General features: G+C 61.5%; 20 protein-coding genes and 1 other RNA gene. 8 read left to right on the forward strand and 13 right to left on the reverse strand.

Going from position 1 to position 20764, the window contains the following annotated elements; genetic code table 11:
* The 9 genes from ulaD to MMS95_RS14125 form a co-directional block, all read right to left on the reverse strand.
* Positions 1-657, reverse strand: coding sequence for a 3-keto-L-gulonate-6-phosphate decarboxylase UlaD (gene ulaD, locus MMS95_RS14085; RefSeq protein ID WP_099982740.1), 657 nt, complete (start codon positions 655-657; stop codon positions 1-3).
* Positions 654-2144 (reverse strand): FGGY-family carbohydrate kinase, encoded by a 1491-nt coding sequence (locus tag MMS95_RS14090; RefSeq protein WP_099982739.1) that lies wholly within the window; start codon positions 2142-2144, stop codon positions 654-656. Before MMS95_RS14090 ends, ulaD begins: the two co-directional genes overlap by 4 nt.
* Positions 2144-3439 (reverse strand): MFS transporter, encoded by a 1296-nt coding sequence (locus MMS95_RS14095; RefSeq protein ID WP_016930019.1) that lies wholly within the window; start codon positions 3437-3439, stop codon positions 2144-2146. The genes MMS95_RS14090 and MMS95_RS14095 overlap by 1 nt, the downstream gene beginning before the upstream one ends.
* 121 nt (positions 3440-3560) lie before the next feature.
* On the reverse strand, positions 3561-4034 hold the full coding sequence (locus MMS95_RS14100) for a YhcH/YjgK/YiaL family protein (protein WP_156866481.1): 474 nt from the start codon (positions 4032-4034) through the stop codon (positions 3561-3563).
* Positions 4035-4047: 13 nt separating this feature from the next.
* Positions 4048-5046, reverse strand: a complete 999-nt coding sequence (gene yiaK / locus MMS95_RS14105; RefSeq protein WP_016930017.1) for a 3-dehydro-L-gulonate 2-dehydrogenase — start codon at positions 5044-5046, stop codon at positions 4048-4050.
* A gap of 256 nt (positions 5047-5302) precedes the next feature.
* Complete coding sequence (locus MMS95_RS14110) at positions 5303-6178, reverse strand: SMP-30/gluconolactonase/LRE family protein (RefSeq protein ID WP_242141792.1); 876 nt, start codon at positions 6176-6178, stop codon at positions 5303-5305.
* On the reverse strand, positions 6175-7275 hold the full coding sequence (locus MMS95_RS14115; RefSeq protein ID WP_033632144.1) for a substrate-binding domain-containing protein: 1101 nt from the start codon (positions 7273-7275) through the stop codon (positions 6175-6177). The genes MMS95_RS14110 and MMS95_RS14115 overlap by 4 nt, the downstream gene beginning before the upstream one ends.
* A gap of 14 nt (positions 7276-7289) precedes the next feature.
* On the reverse strand, positions 7290-8375 hold the full coding sequence (locus MMS95_RS14120; RefSeq protein ID WP_103086245.1) for an ABC transporter permease: 1086 nt from the start codon (positions 8373-8375) through the stop codon (positions 7290-7292).
* Positions 8368-9921 (reverse strand): sugar ABC transporter ATP-binding protein, encoded by a 1554-nt coding sequence (locus tag MMS95_RS14125; RefSeq protein ID WP_033632145.1) that lies wholly within the window; start codon positions 9919-9921, stop codon positions 8368-8370. The genes MMS95_RS14120 and MMS95_RS14125 overlap by 8 nt, the downstream gene beginning before the upstream one ends.
* Before the next feature lie 374 nt (positions 9922-10295).
* Here MMS95_RS14125 and MMS95_RS14130 point away from each other — a divergent pair, with 374 nt between their 5' ends.
* The 3 genes from MMS95_RS14130 to MMS95_RS14140 all read left to right on the forward strand — a co-directional run bounded on the left by MMS95_RS14130 (position 10296) and on the right by MMS95_RS14140 (position 12710).
* Positions 10296-11114, forward strand: a complete 819-nt coding sequence (locus MMS95_RS14130; protein WP_033632146.1) for an IclR family transcriptional regulator — start codon at positions 10296-10298, stop codon at positions 11112-11114.
* Positions 11115-11239: 125 nt separating this feature from the next.
* Positions 11240-11857, forward strand: coding sequence for an arginine exporter ArgO (gene argO, locus MMS95_RS14135; RefSeq protein WP_004931603.1), 618 nt, complete (start codon positions 11240-11242; stop codon positions 11855-11857).
* 121 nt (positions 11858-11978) lie between these two features.
* Complete coding sequence (locus tag MMS95_RS14140) at positions 11979-12710, forward strand: oxidative stress defense protein (protein WP_004931607.1); 732 nt, start codon at positions 11979-11981, stop codon at positions 12708-12710.
* A gap of 48 nt (positions 12711-12758) precedes the next feature.
* Here MMS95_RS14140 and MMS95_RS14145 read toward each other — a convergent pair whose 3' ends face one another.
* Positions 12759-13652, reverse strand: a complete 894-nt coding sequence (locus MMS95_RS14145; protein ID WP_004931613.1) for a LysR family transcriptional regulator ArgP — start codon at positions 13650-13652, stop codon at positions 12759-12761.
* A 204-nt stretch (positions 13653-13856) separates the two neighbouring features.
* Here MMS95_RS14145 and rpiA point away from each other — a divergent pair, with 204 nt between their 5' ends.
* Together rpiA and serA are read left to right on the forward strand one after the other, a co-directional pair.
* Positions 13857-14513, forward strand: coding sequence for a ribose-5-phosphate isomerase RpiA (rpiA, locus tag MMS95_RS14150; RefSeq protein ID WP_004931614.1), 657 nt, complete (start codon positions 13857-13859; stop codon positions 14511-14513).
* A 292-nt stretch (positions 14514-14805) separates the two neighbouring features.
* Positions 14806-16044 carry a phosphoglycerate dehydrogenase gene (gene serA, locus MMS95_RS14155; protein WP_004931617.1) on the forward strand — a complete coding sequence of 413 codons (1239 nt, stop codon included), beginning with the start codon at positions 14806-14808 and terminating at the stop codon, positions 16042-16044.
* A 48-nt stretch (positions 16045-16092) separates the two neighbouring features.
* Here serA and MMS95_RS14160 read toward each other — a convergent pair whose 3' ends face one another.
* The 3 genes from MMS95_RS14160 to zapA all read right to left on the reverse strand — a co-directional run bounded on the left by MMS95_RS14160 (position 16093) and on the right by zapA (position 17307).
* Positions 16093-16701, reverse strand: coding sequence for a 5-formyltetrahydrofolate cyclo-ligase (locus MMS95_RS14160; RefSeq protein ID WP_015378987.1), 609 nt, complete (start codon positions 16699-16701; stop codon positions 16093-16095).
* A 52-nt stretch (positions 16702-16753) separates the two neighbouring features.
* Positions 16754-16936: non-coding RNA, 6S RNA (gene ssrS / locus MMS95_RS14165), on the reverse strand.
* A 41-nt stretch (positions 16937-16977) separates the two neighbouring features.
* On the reverse strand, positions 16978-17307 hold the full coding sequence (gene zapA / locus MMS95_RS14170) for a cell division protein ZapA (protein WP_004931621.1): 330 nt from the start codon (positions 17305-17307) through the stop codon (positions 16978-16980).
* A gap of 319 nt (positions 17308-17626) precedes the next feature.
* Between zapA and MMS95_RS14175 the strand changes: the two genes are divergently transcribed.
* From MMS95_RS14175 to ubiH, 3 genes are read left to right on the forward strand one after another with little or no spacing between them, the layout of a single operon-like run.
* On the forward strand, positions 17627-18205 hold the full coding sequence (locus tag MMS95_RS14175; protein ID WP_004931622.1) for a YecA family protein: 579 nt from the start codon (positions 17627-17629) through the stop codon (positions 18203-18205).
* Positions 18206-18260: 55 nt separating this feature from the next.
* Positions 18261-19577, forward strand: coding sequence for a Xaa-Pro aminopeptidase (pepP, locus tag MMS95_RS14180; protein WP_242141793.1), 1317 nt, complete (start codon positions 18261-18263; stop codon positions 19575-19577).
* A gap of 1 nt (position 19578) precedes the next feature.
* Positions 19579-20757: a 2-octaprenyl-6-methoxyphenyl hydroxylase gene (ubiH, locus tag MMS95_RS14185; RefSeq protein WP_242141794.1), complete on the forward strand. Its 1179-nt coding sequence runs from the start codon at positions 19579-19581 to the stop codon at positions 20755-20757.
* Positions 20758-20764 lie beyond the last annotated feature (7 nt).

The following is a 20764-nucleotide window of genomic DNA, read 5'->3' on the forward strand; positions in this document are numbered from 1 at the left end:
TCATGATCTCCAGATGTCATCGATGGCGGCGCGGAACTGCCTGGCGGCCGCCGGCGGATCGCCGGCCTCGGCCAGCGCGCGGCCGGCGATAAAGGCGGTGACGGCGATCTCTTTAAACAGCGGCAGGTCGGCGGGCGTGATGCCGCCGGTCACCGACAGCTCGATGCCCAGATCGGACAGCGCCTTCATCCGATCCAGATCCTGTCGGCCCCAGGTTTGCCCGCTGGCCTGCGCGTCGCGGCCGCGGTGATAGATCGCCTGGCGAATGCCAAGGCCGTGCCATTGCCGCGCATCCTCCAATGTCCAGCGGCCGAACAGTTCGATCTGGATTTCGCCGCCGTGACGCTCGGCGACCTCCCGCGCGCTGGCCATGGTGGCCAACGGCGCGGCGCAGATCACGGTCATCCAGTCCGCGCCCTGGCCGAAGGCCTGCTCGGCCAGCGTCGCACCGGCGTCGGCCACCTTGAGATCGGCCACCAGCGTGTGCTGCGGACAGCGCTCGCGCAGCGCGCTAACCGCCTGAATGCCGGCGCTGATGCACAAAATGGTACCGGCCTCGATGATGTCCACATGGGGGCTGAGGGTCTCGGCGGTGCGCAGCGCCGTATCCAAACGGGTTTGATCGAGCGCCAGCTGCAGGCGCGGTTTCGTGCTCATGGAGCCTCCTTGTTGGCGGGCTGCAGATGTTGCAATGCAGCAATCAGCGCCTGATAACGTTGGTATTTGTGGTTGTAAGCTTCGGCGGCGGCCGCATCTGGCAGCAGCCGCTCGATACGCGGCGCCAGCCGGCGCTGGGCGGCGGTGAAATCACTGAAGACGCCGCTGCCGACCATGGCCGCCATCGCCGCGCCCAGACAGCCGGTTTCTTCCACCTGCGGCAGCTCAACCGGCAGGCCGCTGACGTCGGCGAACATTTGCATCCAGGGGAGGGATTTGGCGGGGCCGCCGGTCACGCGCAGCGCCTGCGCCTCAGGGAAACGCCGGCGCATGCGGTTAAGGTGCGTCATGTGGCAGAACACCACGCCTTCGTAGATCGCCTGCACCAGGTGCTCGCGTTGGTGGAAGGCCTGCAGGCCGTAGAAGCTGGCGCTCAGCCCCAGGCCGGCGTTGGAGCCATACAGGAAAGGGGCGAACAGCAGATCGCCGGCGGCTTTCGGCAGGGCGGCGACCCAGCGGTTAAGCTGGTCGTAGTCCTGCAGTCCCCATTGGTGACAGAACCATTCCAGGTTGGCGGCGGAAGTGGGGCTGGCTTCGTGTACGATGTATTGGCCGTTTTCGGCGTGGCGGCCATAGACAAAGGGATGATCGAAACCCTCGACGATGGCGTCGGTGATGCCGCTGGTGACCGACCAGGTCCCCATCACCGCGTTGAGCCGGGTTTCGTCCTGCAGGCCGGCGCACAACGCGGTGGACACCACGTCGAACAACCCGCCGACTACCGGGGTGCCGATTTGCAGGCCGGTAATGGCCGCGGCGTTTGCCGCGACGCGCCCGGCGATATCGGCCGAACCGACAATCGTCGGAAGGGCGGGCATGATGTCGCCGATGCCCAGCAGCTGCGCCAGCGCCGGGTCATAGCGTCCGCTGCGCATCTGATACAGGTTGGATTCGGAGATATTGGTTTCTTCGCAGGCCAGCTCGCCGGTCAGGCAATAGCGCAGGTAGTCGTGCGCCATCAGCACGCTGCCGATGCGGGCGTAACGTTCCGGCTGATGCCGCTTCAGCCAGCGCAGCAGCGAGACCGGGTGCCCAGTCCACAGCGTTTGGCGCGTTTGCGGATACAGCGCTTGCGGCACGCCCTGCCGTTGCCATTCCTGCACCAGCGCCAGCGCGCGCTGATCGGAAGAAAGCATGGCGTTGCCCAGCGGCTGCCCCTGTTTATCCAGCAGAAACGCGCCCTTGCCCTGCGCCGAGATGCCGATGGCCTGGATGGCGCCGGCGACGACGCCGCTGGCGGACAGCACTTCACGGATCACCTCGGCGGCGGTGTGCCACAGCGATGCCATATCGCGCTCGGCCCAGCCAGGCTGTGGCGCGACGATCGCCAGATTACGCCGCGCAACGCCGTGTTCATGGCCCCTGCGGTCGTATAAACCCGCCTTGATGAAGGTGCCGCCGCAGTCGAGCCCCAGCCAATATTCCATCATTCGCTCCTCGTACTGTGGTCGCATTTATTGGGCAGCATCAACGCCAGCACGGAGGCGATCGCCAGCGAGGCAGCCAGGCTGTAGACGCCGACATCCTTGTTGAACAGGCTGATCAGGACGCCGACCATATACGGGCCGCAAAAGCCGCCGAGGTTGCCCAGTGCATTGATCACGCCGCGCGCGCCGCCGGCCACTTCGGCGTTGAACAATTTGGGCGGGATGGTCCAGAACACCCCGGCCGCCGCCTGAATAAATACGCCGCAGCCGACCAGCGCAGCGTAAGACCACCAGACGTGATCCTTCAGCAGCACCGACAGCGCCATGCAGGCGGCAAAGCAGGCCAGCGGCAGGGCGACGAAGATTTTGCGCTTGCCGGTGCGATCGGAGAGGGTGGAGATGATCAGCATGCCGAAGATGGCGCCGATATAGGGCAAGATAGCCAGCAGGCCCACTTGCTCCATATCGCCGTGGGTCAGCCCTTTCAAAATGGTCGGCAGCCACAGGGTGTAGCCGTAGATACCGGTCTGGTAGAAAAAATTCACCAGGATCAGCTGCCACATGATCCGGTCGCCCAGCACCCGGCGCAGCGAGGCGTTGCGCACCGTTTTTCCTTTGATCAGCAGCTGTTCGTCGTGCAGGGTCTTTACCAGATACTCTTTTTCCGCCTGCGAGATCCATTTGGCCTCCTGGGGCCGGTTGCTGATGGTGAAGTACCACAGCGCCATGACGACCAGCGACAGAGCGCCCTCCACCAGAAACAGCATGCGCCAGTCCCAGGCGGTGATGATCCAACCCGACAGCGGGGCGGTGAGAATGCCGGCGATCGGCACGAACATGATGACGATGGCGTTGGCGCGGCCGCGCTCCTTATCCGGGAACCAGTTGCTGATCATGGTCAGCACCACCGGCAGCATGCCGCCTTCGGAAACGCCGAGGGCGAAGCGCAGGAACAGCAGCTGGTACTGGTTGGTGACCAGCCCGGTCAGCACCGAGATCACCGCCCAGGCCAACAGTGACCAGCCGATGAATTTCTTGCCGTTGCCGTATACCGCCAGCTTGCCGCCGGGCACCTGCAGAAACAGGTAACCGATGAAGAAGATGCCGCCGGCCAGCCCGGCCATCGAGGCGGTGATGCCGAGTTCGTCATCCATGCCGCCGGGCATGGCGAAGGCGATGTTGACCCGGTCCATGTAAGAAATGATGCAGGTGATGAGGATCGGCGGCACGATCCTCAGCCAGCGGAGCTTGGGGATCGCCTGGCTTTGGCTGACGGAAACGGAGGCTGTATTCATAAGGACCTCTTTCGATGTTCGCTTTTTTGTAGGGTCGGGCGTTATTGTTTTGCTTGATTTGGGCGCAGGGGCGCCCGCACAGGCCCATGGACCGGTGTTGTTATCGTTACGGGTGTGGCGGCTATCTGGCGCTAAACGACGCCAGCGGTATCTTCACCACCACCTTGCGTATCGCGCTGGGGCGTTGGTTAATGCAGGCCGGGCGATGTACGTCCTGTGGGAAAAATACCGCGAAGTTGCCGGGCCGCATCGTGAGCCAGGATTCGTCGGCCACGTCCTGATAAAACAGGATGTCGCGCTGCGCCAGCAGCTCCTGATGAACGACGTTGTCGCCGTTGTCCGCCGCTACGCCGATAAGTTCGGTGCCGCTGACCAGAAACTGCACGTCGACGTTTTGCCGGTGGACTTCCGGGCGCAGCGCATCCGGTGGTTGGGTATGCAGATCCAGCACTTGCACCACGTAGCCGGTGGCGGGATCTTCATAGCGCCCTGCGGGCAAGACGCTGAAATCGGTGCGCTGCAAATAGGCGACGGCGTTGGCGACCGGCGTCGGGTACTGCTCGGGCGCGGTGTTGGTGATGTGGCCGAATATCATGATGCTCCTCCCGTTACAGCGCCTGAATGCGCGCCCAGACTCGTTCGTCGACCGGAATGCCGTCGCGCAGGTTCTCTGCCAGAATGCGCGGGAACTTGTGGCCCGGCAGGCGAATGGCGACGTCGGGGTTGTCCCGTTCGGCGCTGGTGACGTAATCCATGATGCGCTGCAGTTTTTGATCGCGGCTGTCGCCGTCGATCAACCGGTCTATCTCAATCGCGATGAACACCTGCGAGACGCCGTATTCGTCGCGGTGATCTTCCGTCACTTCCGCCACCGAGGCACCGCCTGACAGCAGGGTGGCGATCATGTCCAGCACGATCGACAACGCCGATCCTTTCCAGTACCCCATCGGCAAAATGCGCCGATTCTCTTCGATGGTGGCCGGATCGCGGGTCAGATGGCCGTCGTTGTCGAAGCCGCCGTCCACCGGCAGGGTTTTGCCCGCCAGCCGGTTCAGCTCCAGCGCGCCGTAGGAAAACATCGACATCGACATGTCCACCATAGTGATCGGGTTGCCCGGCACGGCGACGATCAAAGGGTTGGTGCCGATACGGCACGTTTTGGCGCCCCACGGCGGCATCACGGCGATCGAGTTGGTCCAGCAAATGCCGATATAGCCTTTCTCCGCCGCCTGCCAGCCGTAACCGCCGCCGCGCATCCAGTGGTTGGCGTTGCGCAGGGCCACCAGGCCGATGCCATGATCGTCGGCCAACTGCATGGCGCGATCCATCATGCGGCGGGCGGTAAGGTTGCCGATGCCCTGGTGCGCATCCCATTGCTCGATCGCCCCCAGAGACAACAGTTTGCTGGGTTCGGCGTCCGGCACGATATCGCCGGCGTCCAGCTGCTGAATAAAGCGCGGAAAGCGGTTAACGCCGTGGGAGTAAACGCCGCTGGCGGTGGTGTCGGCGAACATGCCGGCGCAGTCGTCGGCGAGATGTTCCGCCACGCCGCGCGCCAGCAGCACGCGTTTGAATTGCTGTTTTAATTCGCTGTAACTCACTCTCATGCCGGTTCTCCGCCTGTGCGAATCGTCTGTTTTTGGTTCGCTAAATTTCAATATGCGAAATTGCATTTCAAATAAATGCTATCCCGGCGATTCAGGGAAGTCAAAGCAAGGGGGAGTAAAATTATTCATGAAAAACATGACGTTAAAATTGAGTGGTGATTTTGTGATCGCCGCCACATTTTGGTGGAGATGGCGTGCTTCAGACGTGGCAAAGCAGGGCGGATCGACACCCACCCTGCGTCTTGCAAGACCCCGGCTAACCGTGGGTGTTCAACACCATGCGGTAGAGCGAGGTGGTGGCGGTGATATAGAGCTCATCGCCGTTCGGGCCGCCGAAGGTACAATTGGAGACGCGTTCCGGCACGCTGATTTTGTCGATCTGTCGCCCCTCTGGATCAAAGACCAGCACGCCGTCGGCGCAGCTGCAAAACAGATTGCCGGCCCGATCGACGCAGAACCCGTCTGGGAAACCGGGCTCCACCGTCGCGAAATGGCGGCCGGCTTCCAGCTCGCGGCCGTTGACCGCATAGACGCGCAGCTCGCGGCGGCCCAGCGTCGGGAAATCCACGATCGACATGTCCGCCACGTACAGCCACTTTTCATCCGGTGAAAACGCCAGGCCGTTCGGGCGCTGCAGGTCGCAGGCGGCAATAGTTAGCGAACCGTCGCGCGGATCGAAGCTGTAGAGGTAACAGCCGATCACCTGGCTTTCCGATTTGTAACCCTCTTCGTCGCCGATGATGCCGTAGGGCGGATCGGTGAACCACAGGGTGCCGTCGGAACGCACCGCCACGTCGTTCGGCGAGTTAAAGCGCTTGCCGTCGACGCGGTCGATCAACAGGCGCACTTCGCCATCGCTTTCGGTGCGGCTGATGCCGCGCCGCCCGTGTTCGCAGCTGACCACGCGCCCCTCGCCGTCGCGCGCATTGCCGTTGGCGTAGTGCGACGGTGAACGGTATAGGGCCAGCTCACCCCGGCGCGACCAGCGGAACATGCGGTTGCCTTTCACGTCGCTGAACACCACCGTATCCTCCTGCGGCAGCCAGACCGGCCCTTCGGCCCAAATCGCCGGTGAGCACAAGCGCTCGAGCTGAGCGTGCGTGCGCAATGAATGCCGAATGCCGCCGTTCACTTCACGCCCCAGATCGCTTTGTAATGGCCCTGATAATCATTTTGCGGGTCATACAGGTTATTGGCGCCGCCGTCGGCGGCGATATTGTCGCGTGTCACCAGGTGCGCCGGCGTGACGTAGCCGGAAGGCGGCTGCTTGGCGAAGGCGCGGTTGAATTCGTCCAGCAGTTGCCAACCGTGCAGTTTCAAGGGCTCCGGCACCGTCGCCGACTGGCTGTCGCCTGACCGGATACGCTGGTAAGCGGAGATCGAACCGTCGCCGGCCGACACGTTGTAAGGCGCGTTCTTGCCGCCTTTGCCGGCAGTCTTCAGCGCCGGAGCCATAAAGTCGAAGTACAGATCGTTGATCGCCAGCGCATATTGGAATTTGTCGCCGTACTTCTGCAGCAGGCTGAAGGTCATCGCCGGCATGCGGTTGGCGGTATCGGCCAGCGGCGTGTCGATGAATTCCAGCAGCGTGCAGCCGCTGCATTTGGCGATCTCTTCTTTCATGACGTTGGCCTTGTCCAACGCGATTTGGTACAGCGAGTCGGTGAAGATCAAGACGCTCGCCTTGCCGCCGGACTGCACCACCGCGTATTGCGCGGCGATGCGCGCCACTTCGTTGGAATCCGACGTGACGTTATAGAACACGTTGTATTTGGCGATGGGGCCCGGTTCCGGCACCGCGTGCCAGGCGGTCAGCACGATGCCCTGCTGTACGGCCTTTTTCAGCGGGATCTTGGCGACGTTAGGGTTCCAGCCGCCGATCACAATGCCGTCCGGTTTCTGGGCGATGGCCTGATTGAGCGATGCCAGCTGATCTTTCACCGAGCCGCCGCCGTCGAGCGTTTCCAGCCTCCAGCCGGCGGCTTTCGCCGCTTCGCTCAACCCCTGTTGCACCCCTTGCACGCCGCCGTTCTTCATGTCGGAGGCGATAAAAATGATCTTCTTGTTGGCCTGCAGCTGCGGGCCGCTGGTGGGGCCGTCCCACTGGGTGGCGCTGGCGGTGGCCTTCGCGACGGCGGCGGTGGCCTGATCGAGATAGGCGTCGGCCCAGGCCGGCGATGCGGCGAGCAGCAAGGTCGTGAACCCCGGTAACAGCCAAATGCGTTTCATGGTGTGCTCCTGGTTTAAGGGTGGGTCGCTGTCTGATTGTTGTTGTTGTCAGCCGGCGTCGCCTGGCTGCGTTGTACCGCTTTCTGATTGAGCAGCCGACGGCGTTGGGCATAGCCGGCCAGGGTGATCGACAGCAACAGCGTCGCGCCGTTGAACAGCGGCTCGACCCAGAATTCGCCGCCGAACTGCTGAATGCCGGCGATGCCGATTGCCAGAATGGCGATGCCGACCACGGTGCCCCAGACGTTGACGCGCCCTGGGCGAATGGTGGTGCTGCCGAGGAAGGCGCCGACCAGCGCCGGCAGCAGATAGTCCATGCCGACGCTGGCCTGGCCGACGCCCTGTTCGGCGGCGATCAATACGCCGCTGAAACCGGTGAGCACGCTGGAGGCGATGAAGGCGCCGATGGTAAAGCGATTGACCGAGATGCCGTTCAGACGCGCCGCCGCCGGGTTGCCGCCCACCGCATACATGCAGCGGCCGAGCGGGGTATGTTCGGTGATGAGCCAGAGCACCACCGCGACGATCAGCACGTAAAACGCCACGATCGGAATGCCGGCGATCTCGGTGTGGTGCAGCGCGATAAAGGCATCCGGCAAGTCGCCGACGATCTGCCGCCCGCCGGAGTGCCACAGGGCAATGGCGTACAGTACGGTGCCGGAGCCGAGGGTGGCGACGAAGCTGTCGATATCGGCCAGTGCCACCAGAATGCCGTTCAGCAACCCGTACAGCGCCGAAATCGCCAGCACCGTCAGCACCGCCATCTGCCAGGAGAAGCCGTATTCCACCTGCAGCGTGATCGCCAGGATGTGCCACAGCACAATGCCGAAGCCGACGTTAAGATCGATCTTGCCCACGATCATCGGGATGGTCGCCGCCAGCGCCAACAGGGCGATTTTGGCCTTGCTCGACAGGATCGCCTGCAGCGTCAGCATCGATGCGAAGGAGGGGGTGAGCAGTGAGAACAGCACGACCAGCGCGATGCACAGCAGCAGCAGGCCATAGCGGGTGAGAACCTGCATCAGCCACGGGCCGGCGCCGTCCTGCGCCAGGCTGACGCGCTGCTCCAGCGCGGTTGATTTAACGGATGTTTTAGACATGGCCTACCTCGGATTCTGACGTGATTGCGACGCTTTCCCCGGTGCTGGCGGAGGCCAGCTCCAATAAATTGGCGAATGACACCTGTTGATTTTTCAATTCGCCGACCACTTTCCCGCGGTTGAATACCAGCGCGCGGTTGCAAATATGGGCGATCTCCTCGAAATCGTTGGAGATCACCAGCACCGCCACGCCTTCCGCCAGGGATTTATTCAACAGGTGGTAGATTTCCGCTCGTGCGCCGACGTCCACGCCGGCGGTGGGATCTTCCAGGATCAGCAGCGGCGCCCCCAGGTGCATCCAGCGCGCCATCACCACCTTTTGCTGGTTGCCGCCGGACAGCGCGCTGATATCGATATTGACGTCCTTGGGGCGTACGTCGAACAGCTGCACCTTCCACCAACTGGCGCCGATCTCCGCTCGCCGCCCGTAGCGGGAGAGCAGCCGGTGGCCGCTGGCGCAGGGGTTGATAAACAGGTTTTCACGCACGCTCATCGACATCACCAGGCTTTCACCGGTGCGATCGCCCGCCACCAGTGAAACGCCGCAGGCCATCGCCTGCTGCGGGGAGCTCGCCAGATAGGGCCGATCGCGAAACTGAATCGCGCCGCCGTCGGCCTGACGCAACCCGAACAGCAGCCGGCCAATCTCTTCTTGCCCGGCCCCGCGCAGGCCGGCCAACGCCAGCATCTCGCCCGGCTGCAACTCGAAGCTCACCGGGCCGATGTCGCCCACCGTGACGCTATCGAGCTGCAGCACCGGCGGACGATGCTCCGGCAGCGGTTTGCGCTGATCGTCCGCCATCGCTTCGCCGACGATGGTTTGCACCAGATCGCGCAGCGAGTAGTCGGCGGTGTGGCCGCCGGCGACATAGCGCCCGTCGCGCATCACGCAGACCCGATCGGCGATTTCGATCACTTCGTCCAGACGGTGGGTGACATAAATCATGCCGACCTTTTTGGCGCGCAGCCGGTTGATCACGGCGAACAGATGACGCACGTCGTTGGCGGGCAGGGAGGCGGTCGGTTCATCCAGCACCAGCAGCTCGGCGTTGACCGCCACCGCGCGGGCGATCGCCAGCAGCGATTTTTCGGTGCGAGACAGTTCGAAGACGCGCGCATCGGGATCGAGCGCGATGCCGACGTCTTGCAGCGCCTGCGCCGCTCGGCGGCGAATGGCGCGCCAGTCGATCAACCCAAAGCGGCGGGGAAACCCCATCACCAGCGCCATGTTTTCCGCCACCGTCATCCATTCGATCAGGCCGAGATCCTGATGAATAAAGGCGATCGGCTGGCGGCTGGCGCTTTTTATCGCGGCGGCGGAGGCGATGCTTGCGCCCTGAAAGCGAATATCGCCGCCGTCACGCGGGTAGACGCCTGCCAGCACTTTGATCAGCGTCGATTTGCCGGCGCCGTTTTCGCCCAGCAGCGCCAGAACTTCGCCCGGCATCACCTGCAGGCTGACGTCGTTGACCGCCACGTTGCCGCCAAATCGTTTGACGATGTGGCTGAGGGTAAGGATGGGTTGTGCCGCATTATCGATAGTCATGTGATGCGCCCCTGGTGTTGCGCCCGTGCGAAGATGCCGGGCAAATCAGCTAAACCGCTGGTGAGTATCTGGTCTTTAAATTTCAATATGCGAAATTCAATTTCAAAAATAATATGACGTTCGTTGCGCTAAATCAAAGGCGATGAGGTTTTAATTACTGTTATTAAACAATGGGTTATTTTTTACTTTGCGGAAGTGTGACCGATGGCTCACTTCAATGCGGGGGAAATATTGCGGATTTTTGGCCCGCTGCGGACAATGAAACGGCGTTCCGTCTTCACCTGATGCGGGCCTTGGGGTAACATGCCCGGCAAAGAGCCTGCTGACTTCGCCGCAGCGCCGGTTGGCGGTTCGACACTGGAGAGATTTTCGCTATGAGCCTGAAAGCCGTCGACGAGAAAGATGACAAGAAAGACAAACCGCTGGGCAGCCAAAGCCTGTTCCGCGGTTTGCAGTTGATTGAGATCCTGAGCAATTTTCCCAACGGGTGCCCACTGGCGCATCTGTCTGAGCTGGCCGGCATGAACAAGAGCACGGTGCATCGTCTGCTGCAGGGGTTGCACACCAGCGGCTATGTGACCCAGGCGCCGTCGCCGGGCAGTTACCGCCTGACCACCAAGTTCATTTCCATCGGCCAGAAGGCGCTGTCGTCACTCAACATCATCCACGTGGCTGCGCCGCATTTGGAGCAGCTGAACCTGGAAGTGGGGGAGACGGTCAACTTCTCCAGCCGCGAAGACGACCACGTCATCCTGATCTACAAGCTGGAGCCGACCACCGGCATGATGCGCACTCGCGCCTATATCGGCCAGCATATGCCGCTGTACTGTTCGGCGATGGGTAAAATCTTCATGGCCTACGGCAACGACGATTATCCGGCTCACTACTGGCAGACTCACCAGCAGGAGATTCAGACGCTGACGCGCAATACCATTACCGAGCTGCCGAAGATGTATGAGGAACTGGCCGATATTCGCCAGCGCGGCTTGGCGATGGATCGCGAGGAAAACGAGCTGGGGGTCTCCTGCGTGGCGGCACCGGTGTTCGATATTCAACAGCGCGTGCCTTATGCGGTGTCTGTTTCTCTGCCGACCGCCAAGCTGCAGCAGATCGGCGTCAAAAGCCTGATCAAACCGGTGCTGGCCACCGCGCAACGCATCTCGCAGGAGCTGGGGTTCGTCACGCCGATTTGAGTATTAGTGCTTCTGATGCTGGATTAGAAACATCAATTTCACCTAATGATCGCTTCCTCGTATGATGCGCGTGTTAACCGATACGCGCCCACGTCCGGCGCCTTTTATCATTCGAGGAATCTCCCATGTTAGCCGTCTTCCTGCAGGGCTTTGCCCTGAGCGCCGCCATGATCCTGCCGCTGGGCCCGCAGAATGTATTCGTGATGAATCAGGGCATTCGCCGTCAGTATCATTTGATGATCGCCTCATTGTGCGCACTGAGCGATATCGTGCTGATCTGCGCCGGTATTTTCGGCGGCAGCGCGTTGCTGACCCGCTCGCCGCTGCTGTTAGCGCTGGTCACCTGGGGCGGTGTGGCGTTTCTGCTGTGGTACGGCTGGGGCGCGTTCCGTTCCGCCTTCAGCCCGCAACCGGCGCAGGCCGCGGCGCAGGAGTTGGCGCAGAGCCGCTGGCGCATCGTGGTCACCATGCTGGCGGTCACCTGGCTGAATCCGCACGTCTATCTGGACACTTTCGTGGTGCTCGGCAGCCTGGGTGGACAGCTGACGGCGGATGTCCGCTCCTGGTTCGCGCTTGGCGCGGTCAGCGCGTCGGCGGTGTGGTTCTTTGGCCTGGCGCTGCTGGCCTCCTGGCTGGCGCCGTGGCTGAATACGCAGCGGGCGCAGCGCATCATCAATGCGCTGGTCGGGCTGGTGATGTGGGGCATCGCGCTGCAGCTGGCCTGGCAGGGGGCAAATTTATAAGAATTTGTCACTAATCCGAATTCAAAACGCCGTGCGATATGCTACGTTTGATGCCAGGAATCCGGCGGTTCTCGCAGGGAAAAGCCGGCGATCAGAGACAGCCTGTCATTAAGGAGACACTGTGAAGCTAAAAGCATTGGCTATGGCCGCAATGGTCGGATTAGGGACGTTACCGATGGCGCTGCAGGCGGCTGAAGTGCCTGAAGGGCCGCACGTCGTCACCTCCGGCACCGCCAGCGTGGACGCCACGCCGGATATCGCCACCCTGGCGATCGAAGTGAGCGTTTCCTCCAAAGACGCCGCCCAGGCGAAGAAGCAGGTGGACGAGCGCGTGGCGCAGTACTTTGATTTCCTGCAGAAAAACAACATCGAGAAGAAAGACATCAGCGCCGCCAACCTGCGCACCCAGCCGGAATATGACTACCTGAAAACCGGCGAGTCGGTGCTGAAGGGCTACCGGGCGGTGCGTCAGGTGCAGGTTACCCTGCGCCAGTTGGACAAACTGAACGAGCTGCTGGACGGCGCGCTGAAATCCGGCCTGAACGAGATCCGCGCGGTGGAGCTGGGTGTCGCCAAACCGGACGTCTATCGCGAGCAGGCGCGGCAAAAAGCGATCGAGAACGCGACTCAGCAGGCCGAATCCCTGGCCAAGGGCTTCCACGCCAAGCTGGGGCCGGTGTACAGCATTCGCTACCGGGTCGCCAACTACCAGCCGATGCCGGTGGCGCGGATGTATAAGGCGGCCGGCGCGGCGGCGGAAAACGACGCGGCGCAAACCTATGAACAGCAAAGCATTCACTTCGACGATCAGGTGGATGTGGTGTTTGAGCTGCAGCGTAACGCCGCGCAGTAAGGGTGTGGTATTGAAGAAAAGGTTCGCCGCGGCGAACCTTTTTTCGTTTTAATCCTGGCGCAATACCTGGTGACCGTGCTCCAGCAACGCGTCGGTCACTTTACGCATCATGCGGCTCTCCGGCGCGAAGCGGTGCCAGTACAGCATGCGGCGCTGGTACAGCCCCGGCGTCAGATCGATCAGTTCGCCGGATGCCAGCTCCTTTTCGATCTGCAGATGCGGGATCATACAGCAGGTGGTGCCCTGACGCGCCAGCTGCACGAAGGCTTCCGATGAGTTCACGATGTGGCAGGGCACGCTGCCCGGCGACAGATCGAAGTTCTGCTGCAGGAATGCCTGGTGCATGTCGTCGAGATGGTCGAAGGCCACCGCCGGCGCTTTCAACAGCGCGGAGCGGGTGACGCCGTTCGGGAAATAGCGCTCGGCGAAGCCGCTGGAGGCCACGAACAGGTAGTCCAGCGCCCCCAGCCGATCCACCAGGCAGCTCGGCAGCGGCTGCGGCTGAATACTCACCGCGCCCACCACTTCACCGCGGCGCAGCCGCTCCTGGGTGCGGGTTTCATCTTCCACCTGCAGATTCAGGCGAATGGGGGAGTCCGCCAGCACCGGCTTCAGCGCCGGCAGCAGCCAGGTCGCCAGACTGTCGGCGTTGACCGCCAGCGACAGCAGCAGCGGCGTATCGACGCCGGTGTCGTTGCCCAGCCACTCTTCCTCCAGCAGCTCCACCTGATGCAGCAGCGCCAGCAGCTTTTGCCCCTGTTCGGTCGGGCGCGGCGGCACGGTACGAACCAGCAGCGGTTGGCCGAACAGGTTTTCCAGCTGTTTGATGCGTTGGGATACCGCCGATTGCGTGATACAGAGTTTTTGCGCGGCGCGCTCGAAGCCGCGCTCACGGATCACCGCGTCCAGCGCTTGCAGCGTACGATAGTCTGGGCGTTTCATCGGAAAGATATCCCTTAAATTAGAATGATACCGGCACTATGCCACATTTTACGCATGGCGCAGGTGGAAAAATCACGCCCCCAGCTCGCCGCCAAGCGGGTAAAAATGCGGGCTGCGGTAAATAAGTGTGATCCTGCCGGCGTGAAAAACAGCGTTTTACCCTATAATACGCACACGTTTTCGTACAGAGGCAAGGGACATATTATGACGCAGGATGAACTGAAAAAAGCGGTGGGCTGGGCGGCGCTGGAATACGTGACGCCGGGCACCATCGTCGGGGTCGGCACCGGCTCTACCGCCGCCCACTTTATTGACGCGCTGGGCTCTATCAAGCACCAGATCGAAGGCGCGGTGTCCAGCTCCGATGCCTCCACCGCCAAGCTGAAAAGCCTCGGCATCCACGTGTTCGACAGCAACGAAGTGGACTCGCTCGATATCTACGTGGACGGCGCGGACGAAATCAACGGCCATATGCAGATGATCAAGGGCGGCGGCGCGGCGCTGACGCGCGAGAAGATCATTGCCGCCATCGCCAAGAAATTTATCTGCATCGTCGACGCCAGCAAGCAGGTGGACGTGCTGGGCAAGTTCCCGCTGCCGGTGGAAGTGATCCCGATGGCTCGCTCTTACGTGGCGCGTGAGCTGGTGAAACTCGGCGGCCTGCCGGAGTATCGCCAGAACGTGGTGACCGACAACGGCAACGTGATCCTCGATGTGCATAACCTGAGCATTACCGACGCCGTGGCGCTGGAGAACAAGATCAACGGCATCGCCGGCGTGGTGACCGTGGGGCTGTTCGCCAACCGTGGCGCGGACGTGGCGCTGGTCGGCACCCCGGAAGGCGTGAAAGTGGTCAAATAAGCTTCTGCCGTCTGTGGCCCGGCGGTGCCGGGCCGCATAATTCTTCGGTTAAAATATCTTTTCTGAAAAACGGCAAATTTGGTGACTTATGTCACATTGTGAAAACTGACTCCCCAAAGCTTCTGCCGAAAACTTTCCCTATGGCATTTTCTGCCGTAAACCGCCATCAACGCTGCGCCTTGTCCTGCCGGGCAGGCAATCGTTTGTATTGCCGCCCGCGTTATTTTTGTTATGTTGGATGGGAGCTGTGTCGTCACAGCCGCTTCTGAAGTCTGAACATAGGGTCGGGTAAATGGCAAAAGTATCATTGGAGAAAGACAGGATTAAATTCCTGTTGGTGGAAGGGGTTCATCAGAGCACGGTCGATAATTTGCGTGCCGCCGGTTATACCAACATCGAATACCACAAGGGTGCGTTAGACACCGAATCTTTGAAGGCATCCATCCGCGATGCACACTTCGTCGGCATCCGATCGCGTACGCATCTGACTGAAGAGGTGTTCGCCGCCGCAGAAAAACTGGTGGCGGTGGGCTGCTTCTGCATCGGCACCAACCAGGTTGATCTGAAAGCGGCGACCAAACGCGGTATTCCGGTCTTCAACGCCCCCTTCTCCAATACCCGATCCGTGGCCGAAATGGTGCTGGGCGAGCTGCTGTTGATGCTGCGCGGCATTCCGGCCGCCAACGCCAAGGCGCACCGCGGCGTGTGGCACAAACTGGCCGTGGGCTCCTATGAGGCGCGCGGCAAAAAGCTGGGCATCATCGGCTACGGCCATATCGGCACCCAACTGGGCATTCTGGCCGAAGGGCTGGGCATGAAGGTGTTCTTCTACGACATCGAGAACAAGCTGCCGCTGGGCAATGCGCAGCAGGTGCGCCATCTGTCCGATCTGCTCAATATGAGCGACGTGGTGACGCTGCACGTGCCGGAAACGCCATCGACCAAAAATATGATGGGGGCGGAAGAACTGGCGCTGATGAAACCGGGCGCCATTCTGATCAACGCCTCGCGCGGCACCGTGGTGGATATTCCCGCGCTGTGCGACGCGCTGGCCAGCAATCACCTGGCGGGCGCGGCGATCGACGTCTTCCCGGAAGAGCCGGCGACCAACAGCGATCCGTTCAACTCGCCGCTGTGTGAGTTCGACAACGTGCTGCTGACGCCGCACATCGGCGGTTCCACTCAGGAAGCGCAGGAGAACATCGGCGACGAAGTGGCCGGCAAGCTGGCGAAATACTCCGACAACGGATCGACTCTGTCCGCCGTCAACTTCCCGGAAGTGTCGCTGCCGGCGCATGGCCCGAACGCCAGCCGCCTGCTGCACATCCACGAAAACCGTCCGGGCGTGCTGACGCAGATTAACCAGATCTTTGCCGAAGAGGGGGTTAACATCGCCGCACAGTATCTGCAAACCGGGCCGGAAATCGGCTATGTGGTGATCGACATCGAAGCGGAAACCGCGCGCGCCGACGCCGCGCTGCAGCGCATGAAGGCCATCGACGGCACCATCCGCGCCCGCCTGCTGTTCTGATTCGGCGGCATGCCGCAACGAAAAAGGCCGGAGCGATCCGGCCTTTTGCTATTTTGGCTCGTGCCACGCCCAGCTGCAGAGCGGGGTGAGGATTTCCGGCAGCGGGATATCCCAGTGTTCGGTCGGCAGATGCTCCACCTGCTGGCAATCATGGGCCAGGCCGATGGGATAGGGGCCGCCGCTGCGCCAGTTTTGCAGGGTGCGATCGTAAAAGCCGCCGCCCATGCCCAGACGCTGCCCGGTATGATCGAACGCCACCAGCGGTGTCAGCACCACCTCCAGTTCACCCAGCGGCAACACCTTGCGCACATCGAGGCGCGGTTCGAGAATATTGAAGCGATTGCGCACCAGCGGCGTTTCCGGCGCATAGCGCAGGAACAGCAGGTGGCCCGGGCTGAACGGATGCAGCACCGGCAGGTAAACCCGTTTGCCGAGCGTCCACAGCCGTTCGATCAGCGGCCCGGTATCGAGTTCGCCGTCAAACGACAAAAACACCGCGATGCTGTGCGCCGTCTGAATGCGTTCATGCGTGACGAGGCGTTCGGCTATCTTTTCTGCGGCAAAGCGTTGCTGGCCCGGCGTAAGCTCGCGCCGACGTTGGCGAATGTGTTGACGAATGGTTTGGCGCTGCTGCGCGAATTGGGGTTGAAAAGGCATCGTATCAGGCTTGCTCTGTGTGGTGTTCAGCACACATAAACCGCTGAGAAGGGGAATCTCCGAGATGCCGTCGCAGGCTGTAACCCTTGAACCCATGGTTCAAGGTGAACGTGCCGTCGCAATCTTAAGGCTTCTCGGCGCACCGAGCGTGCTCACCGATCGCGGAGCAACACATTCTGTTTGTACTAAATATCGGCTCAGGGGACTGGCCCGCTGGCGAACATCTCAGAGAAATTTTGTACTCGTTGCTGAAAACTGTGATTTCAACAACTTAAGTTATTCGAATTGTGCATCCTGACGTTCAGAGATGCGACCTTGTTCAAGCAGCGCTTGTTCAATGGTCTGCTGCAGCATCCGTATGCGTTGTTCCATATTGGACGCATAGTCACGGGTTTTCAACCGTTCTTGAGCAAGTTCGTGACAGACGTTCAATGCCGCGATGAAAACCAGTTGCTCAGTATTGGAGACTCTAGTGCGAACTTTAAGATCTTGCAACCGTTGGTTAAGATCGTCCGCCGCCATATTCAACGCATCTTGTTGTTCTGGCGGGCAATTGACTCTTAACGAGCGGCCAAAAATTTGAATATCTACCGGTTGTGCAGACATGCCACCTTCCTGCCTAAATTTCGCGCCAGCCTTGTCCGCCCTGGCCGGGCCGTCAAAGCGGGCGCCACTATATATACCTCGGTACCAAGATACAACCCCTTTTTCAGTACCTGGTTGTAATCTACTGTGGCGCACATTGCCAGTCAAAAAAGGGTTTCAAAATGCGTATTTACCGCACTTCCGTCACCCGCCGGCGCAGTGTGAAACCTGCCACATCGCGATTATAACTAGCCACTGAGGTGTCGCGCTTATCTGGTATAGCGACGGACCTTGGTGGTAGCATAACACGAACTTATCCTGCCAACGATGACGAATGCGCATGTCTATACAGAATACATTTCCAAGTTACCAATCTTTAACCGTGGCCCTCAACCAGCAGTCGGTGGCGTTGACCGCGGCAGAAATGCACGGCCTGATCAGCGGCCTGCTGTGTGGCGGCAGCCGTGACGCCGGCTGGCAGGCGCTGGTGCACGATCTGACCAACGAAGGCGTCGCCTTCCCACAGGCGCTCAGCCAACCGTTGCAGCAGCTGTATGAAGCGACGCGTGACACGCTGGAAGATGACGAATTCCTGTTCCAACTGATGCTGCCTGAAGGGGAGATCGTCAGCGTGTTCGATCGCGCCGACGCGCTGGCCGGTTGGGTCAACCACTTCCTGCTCGGTCTGGGCATGATGCAGCCGAAGCTGGCTCAGGTGAAAGACGAAGTCGGTGAAGCGATCGACGATCTGCGCAACATCGCGCAACTGGGCTACGACGAAGACGAAGATCAGGAAGAATTGGAACAGTCGTTGGAAGAAGTGGCGGAGTATGTGCGGGTCGCCGCCATCATGTGCCACGGCGAATTCACCCGTCACAAACCGACGGCGCCGGAAAATATCAAACCGACGCTGCACTAAACGTTCTATCGCCCCTCCGCCGGCGGTGCGGATGGCATGATTTCAGGAGAAGGTAATGACTCAGCAGGAATTCAACAACCGCCGCCAGGCGCTGTTGGCGAAAATGGCGCCGGCCAGCGCGGCGGTTATTTTCTCTGCGCCGGAAACGACGCGCAGTGCAGATTCAGACTATCCCTACCGGCAGAACAGCGATTTTTGGTACCTGACCGGCTTCAATGAGCCGGAAGCGGTGCTGGTGCTGATTAAAAGCGATGAAACGCACAACCACAGCGTGTTGTTCAACCGGGTGCGCGATTTGACGGCGGAAATCTGGTTTGGCCGCCGCCTGGGGCAAGACGCCGCACCGGCAAAGCTGGGCGTGGATCGCGCGCTGCCGTTCGATGAAATCAATGACCAACTGCACCTGCTGCTCAACGGCCTGGATGCGGTCTACCACGCGCAGGGCGAATACGCCTATGCCGATCAGATCCTGTTCGGCGCGTTGGACAAGCTGCGCAAGGGGTTCCGCCAGAATCTGCAGGCGCCTGCCACCGTGACCGACTGGCGGCCGTGGCTGCACGATATGCGGCTGTTCAAATCGCCGGAAGAGCTGACGGTGATGCGCCGCGCCGGTGAGATCAGCGCGTTGGCGCATACCCGCGCGATGGAAAAATGCCGCCCGGGCATGTTCGAATATCAGCTGGAAGCGGAAATTCATCATGAGTTCACCCGCCTCGGCGCTCGCTACCCGTCTTACAACACCATTGTCGGCAGCGGCGAAAACGGCTGCATCCTGCACTACACCGAGAACGAGAGCCAGATGCGCGACGGCGATCTGGTGCTGATCGACGCGGGCTGCGAGTTCCAGGGGTATGCCGGCGACATCACCCGCACCTTCCCGGTCAACGGCAAGTTCAGCCGGCCGCAGCGCGCGGTGTACGATATCGTGCTGGCGTCGCTGCAGCGTGCGCTGGAGCTGTTTAAGCCCGGCACCAGCATCCGCGAAGTCAACGACGAAGTGGTGCGCATCATGGTGGTCGGGCTGGTGGAGCTGGGCGTATTGAAAGGTGAAGTCGATCAATTGATCGCCGAGCAGGCTCACCGTCAGTTCTTTATGCACGGGTTGAGCCACTGGTTGGGTCTCGACGTGCACGACGTTGGCCACTACGGCACGCCGAGCCGCGATCGGCTGCTGGAGCCGGGCATGGTGCTGACCGTGGAGCCGGGGCTGTATATCGCGCCGGATGCGGACGTGCCGGAGGAATACCGCGGCATCGGCATCCGCATCGAGGACGACATCGTGATCACCGCCGACGGCAATGAAAACCTGACCGCCACCGTGGTGAAAGACGCCGATGCCATCGAGGCCTTGATGGCGGCGGCAAGGTCGTAGCATGAGCGTTATTATCGTTGGCGGCGGGATGGCGGGCGCGACGTTGGCGCTGGCCATTTCGTCGCTTACTCAGGGAAAAATGGCGGTGGATTTGGTCGAGGCGACCCGGCCGGACGACCGCAGCCATCCTGGCTTTGACGCCCGCGCCATCGCTTTGGCGCAGGGCACCTGCCAACAGCTGGCGCGCATCGGCGTTTGGCCGGCGCTGCGCGACTGCGCCACGCCGATCACTCAGGTGCACGTCAGCGATCGCGGTCACGCCGGTTTCGTTAATCTGCAGGCGCAGGATTATCAGGTCGATGCGCTCGGCCAGGTGATCGAACTGCACGACGCCGGGCAGCGGCTGTTCGCGCTGCTGGCGAAGGCGCCGGGCGTCACGCTGCACTGCCCCGCGCGGGTGGTGGACGTGATTCGCACCGCGGAGCGGGCGGAAGTGCTGCTGGACAACGGCCAGCGTCTGCGCGGGCAGCTGCTGGTGGCGGCCGACGGCTCGCGTTCGGCGCTGGCGCAGGCCTGCAACGTGCAGTGGCGGCAGGAGGACTATCCGCAGTTCGCCACCATCGCCAACGTCACCACGGCGGAAGATCCGCAGGGGCGAGCTTTCGAGCGCTTTACCCGTTATGGGCCGCTGGCGCTGTTGCCGATGTCACAGGGGCGCAGTTCGCTGGTGTGGTGCCATGCGCGCGAAGATCGCGCCCGGGTGGATGCCTGGGACGACGCGCGTTTTATCGCCGAGCTGCAACAGGCCTTCGGCTGGCGGCTGGGGCGCATCCTCAAGGCCGGTAAGCGGCACAGTTATCCACTTGGCCTGCTAACCGCCGATCGTCATGTCAGCCACCGGCTGGCGCTGGTGGGCAACGCGGCGCAGACGCTGCATCCGATCGCCGGGCAGGGGTTCAACCTTGGTCTGCGCGATGTGATGTCGCTGGCGGAAACGCTGGCGGAAGCGATGAACAGCGGCGAAGACGCCGGCGGTTATGCGCTGCTGAGCCGCTATCAGCAGCGGCGACAAAACGATCAGCAGGCGACGATCGGCGTGACCGACGGATTGATTCGCCTGTTCGCCAACCGTTATGCCCCGCTGGTGGTCGGCCGCAATCTGGGGCTGATGGCGATGGCGCGTTTGCCGGCGGTGCGCGACGCCTTCGCCAAGCGCACATTGGGCTGGGTAGAACGTTAGACACAGA

The sequence above is a fragment of the Serratia sp. PGPR-27 genome (assembly GCF_022678525.1).
In the GTDB taxonomy this organism is placed as follows: domain Bacteria; phylum Pseudomonadota; class Gammaproteobacteria; order Enterobacterales; family Enterobacteriaceae; genus Serratia; species Serratia nematodiphila.

Excerpts from the sequence above, each read along its gene's own strand:
- ulaD (WP_099982740.1), bottom strand. The coding sequence starts at position 657 with ATGAGCACGAAACCGCGCCTGCAGCTGGCGCTCGATCAAACCCGTTTG.
- MMS95_RS14090 (WP_099982739.1), bottom strand. The coding sequence starts at position 2,144 with ATGGAATATTGGCTGGGGCTCGACTGCGGCGGCACCTTCATCAAGGCG.
- MMS95_RS14095 (WP_016930019.1), bottom strand. The coding sequence starts at position 3,439 with ATGAATACAGCCTCCGTTTCCGTCAGCCAAAGCCAGGCGATCCCCAAG.
- MMS95_RS14100 (WP_156866481.1), bottom strand. The coding sequence starts at position 4,034 with ATGATATTCGGCCACATCACCAACACCGCGCCCGAGCAGTACCCGACG.
- yiaK (WP_016930017.1), bottom strand. The coding sequence starts at position 5,046 with ATGAGAGTGAGTTACAGCGAATTAAAACAGCAATTCAAACGCGTGCTG.
- MMS95_RS14115 (WP_033632144.1), bottom strand. The coding sequence starts at position 7,275 with ATGAAACGCATTTGGCTGTTACCGGGGTTCACGACCTTGCTGCTCGCC.
- MMS95_RS14120 (WP_103086245.1), bottom strand. The coding sequence starts at position 8,375 with ATGTCTAAAACATCCGTTAAATCAACCGCGCTGGAGCAGCGCGTCAGC.
- MMS95_RS14125 (WP_033632145.1), bottom strand. The coding sequence starts at position 9,921 with ATGACTATCGATAATGCGGCACAACCCATCCTTACCCTCAGCCACATC.
- MMS95_RS14130 (WP_033632146.1), top strand. The coding sequence starts at position 10,296 with ATGAGCCTGAAAGCCGTCGACGAGAAAGATGACAAGAAAGACAAACCG.
- argO (WP_004931603.1), top strand. The coding sequence starts at position 11,240 with ATGTTAGCCGTCTTCCTGCAGGGCTTTGCCCTGAGCGCCGCCATGATC.
- MMS95_RS14145 (WP_004931613.1), bottom strand. The coding sequence starts at position 13,652 with ATGAAACGCCCAGACTATCGTACGCTGCAAGCGCTGGACGCGGTGATC.
- rpiA (WP_004931614.1), top strand. The coding sequence starts at position 13,857 with ATGACGCAGGATGAACTGAAAAAAGCGGTGGGCTGGGCGGCGCTGGAA.
- serA (WP_004931617.1), top strand. The coding sequence starts at position 14,806 with ATGGCAAAAGTATCATTGGAGAAAGACAGGATTAAATTCCTGTTGGTG.
- MMS95_RS14160 (WP_015378987.1), bottom strand. The coding sequence starts at position 16,701 with ATGCCTTTTCAACCCCAATTCGCGCAGCAGCGCCAAACCATTCGTCAA.
- zapA (WP_004931621.1), bottom strand. The coding sequence starts at position 17,307 with ATGTCTGCACAACCGGTAGATATTCAAATTTTTGGCCGCTCGTTAAGA.
- MMS95_RS14175 (WP_004931622.1), top strand. The coding sequence starts at position 17,627 with ATGTCTATACAGAATACATTTCCAAGTTACCAATCTTTAACCGTGGCC.
- pepP (WP_242141793.1), top strand. The coding sequence starts at position 18,261 with ATGACTCAGCAGGAATTCAACAACCGCCGCCAGGCGCTGTTGGCGAAA.
- ubiH (WP_242141794.1), top strand. The coding sequence starts at position 19,579 with ATGAGCGTTATTATCGTTGGCGGCGGGATGGCGGGCGCGACGTTGGCG.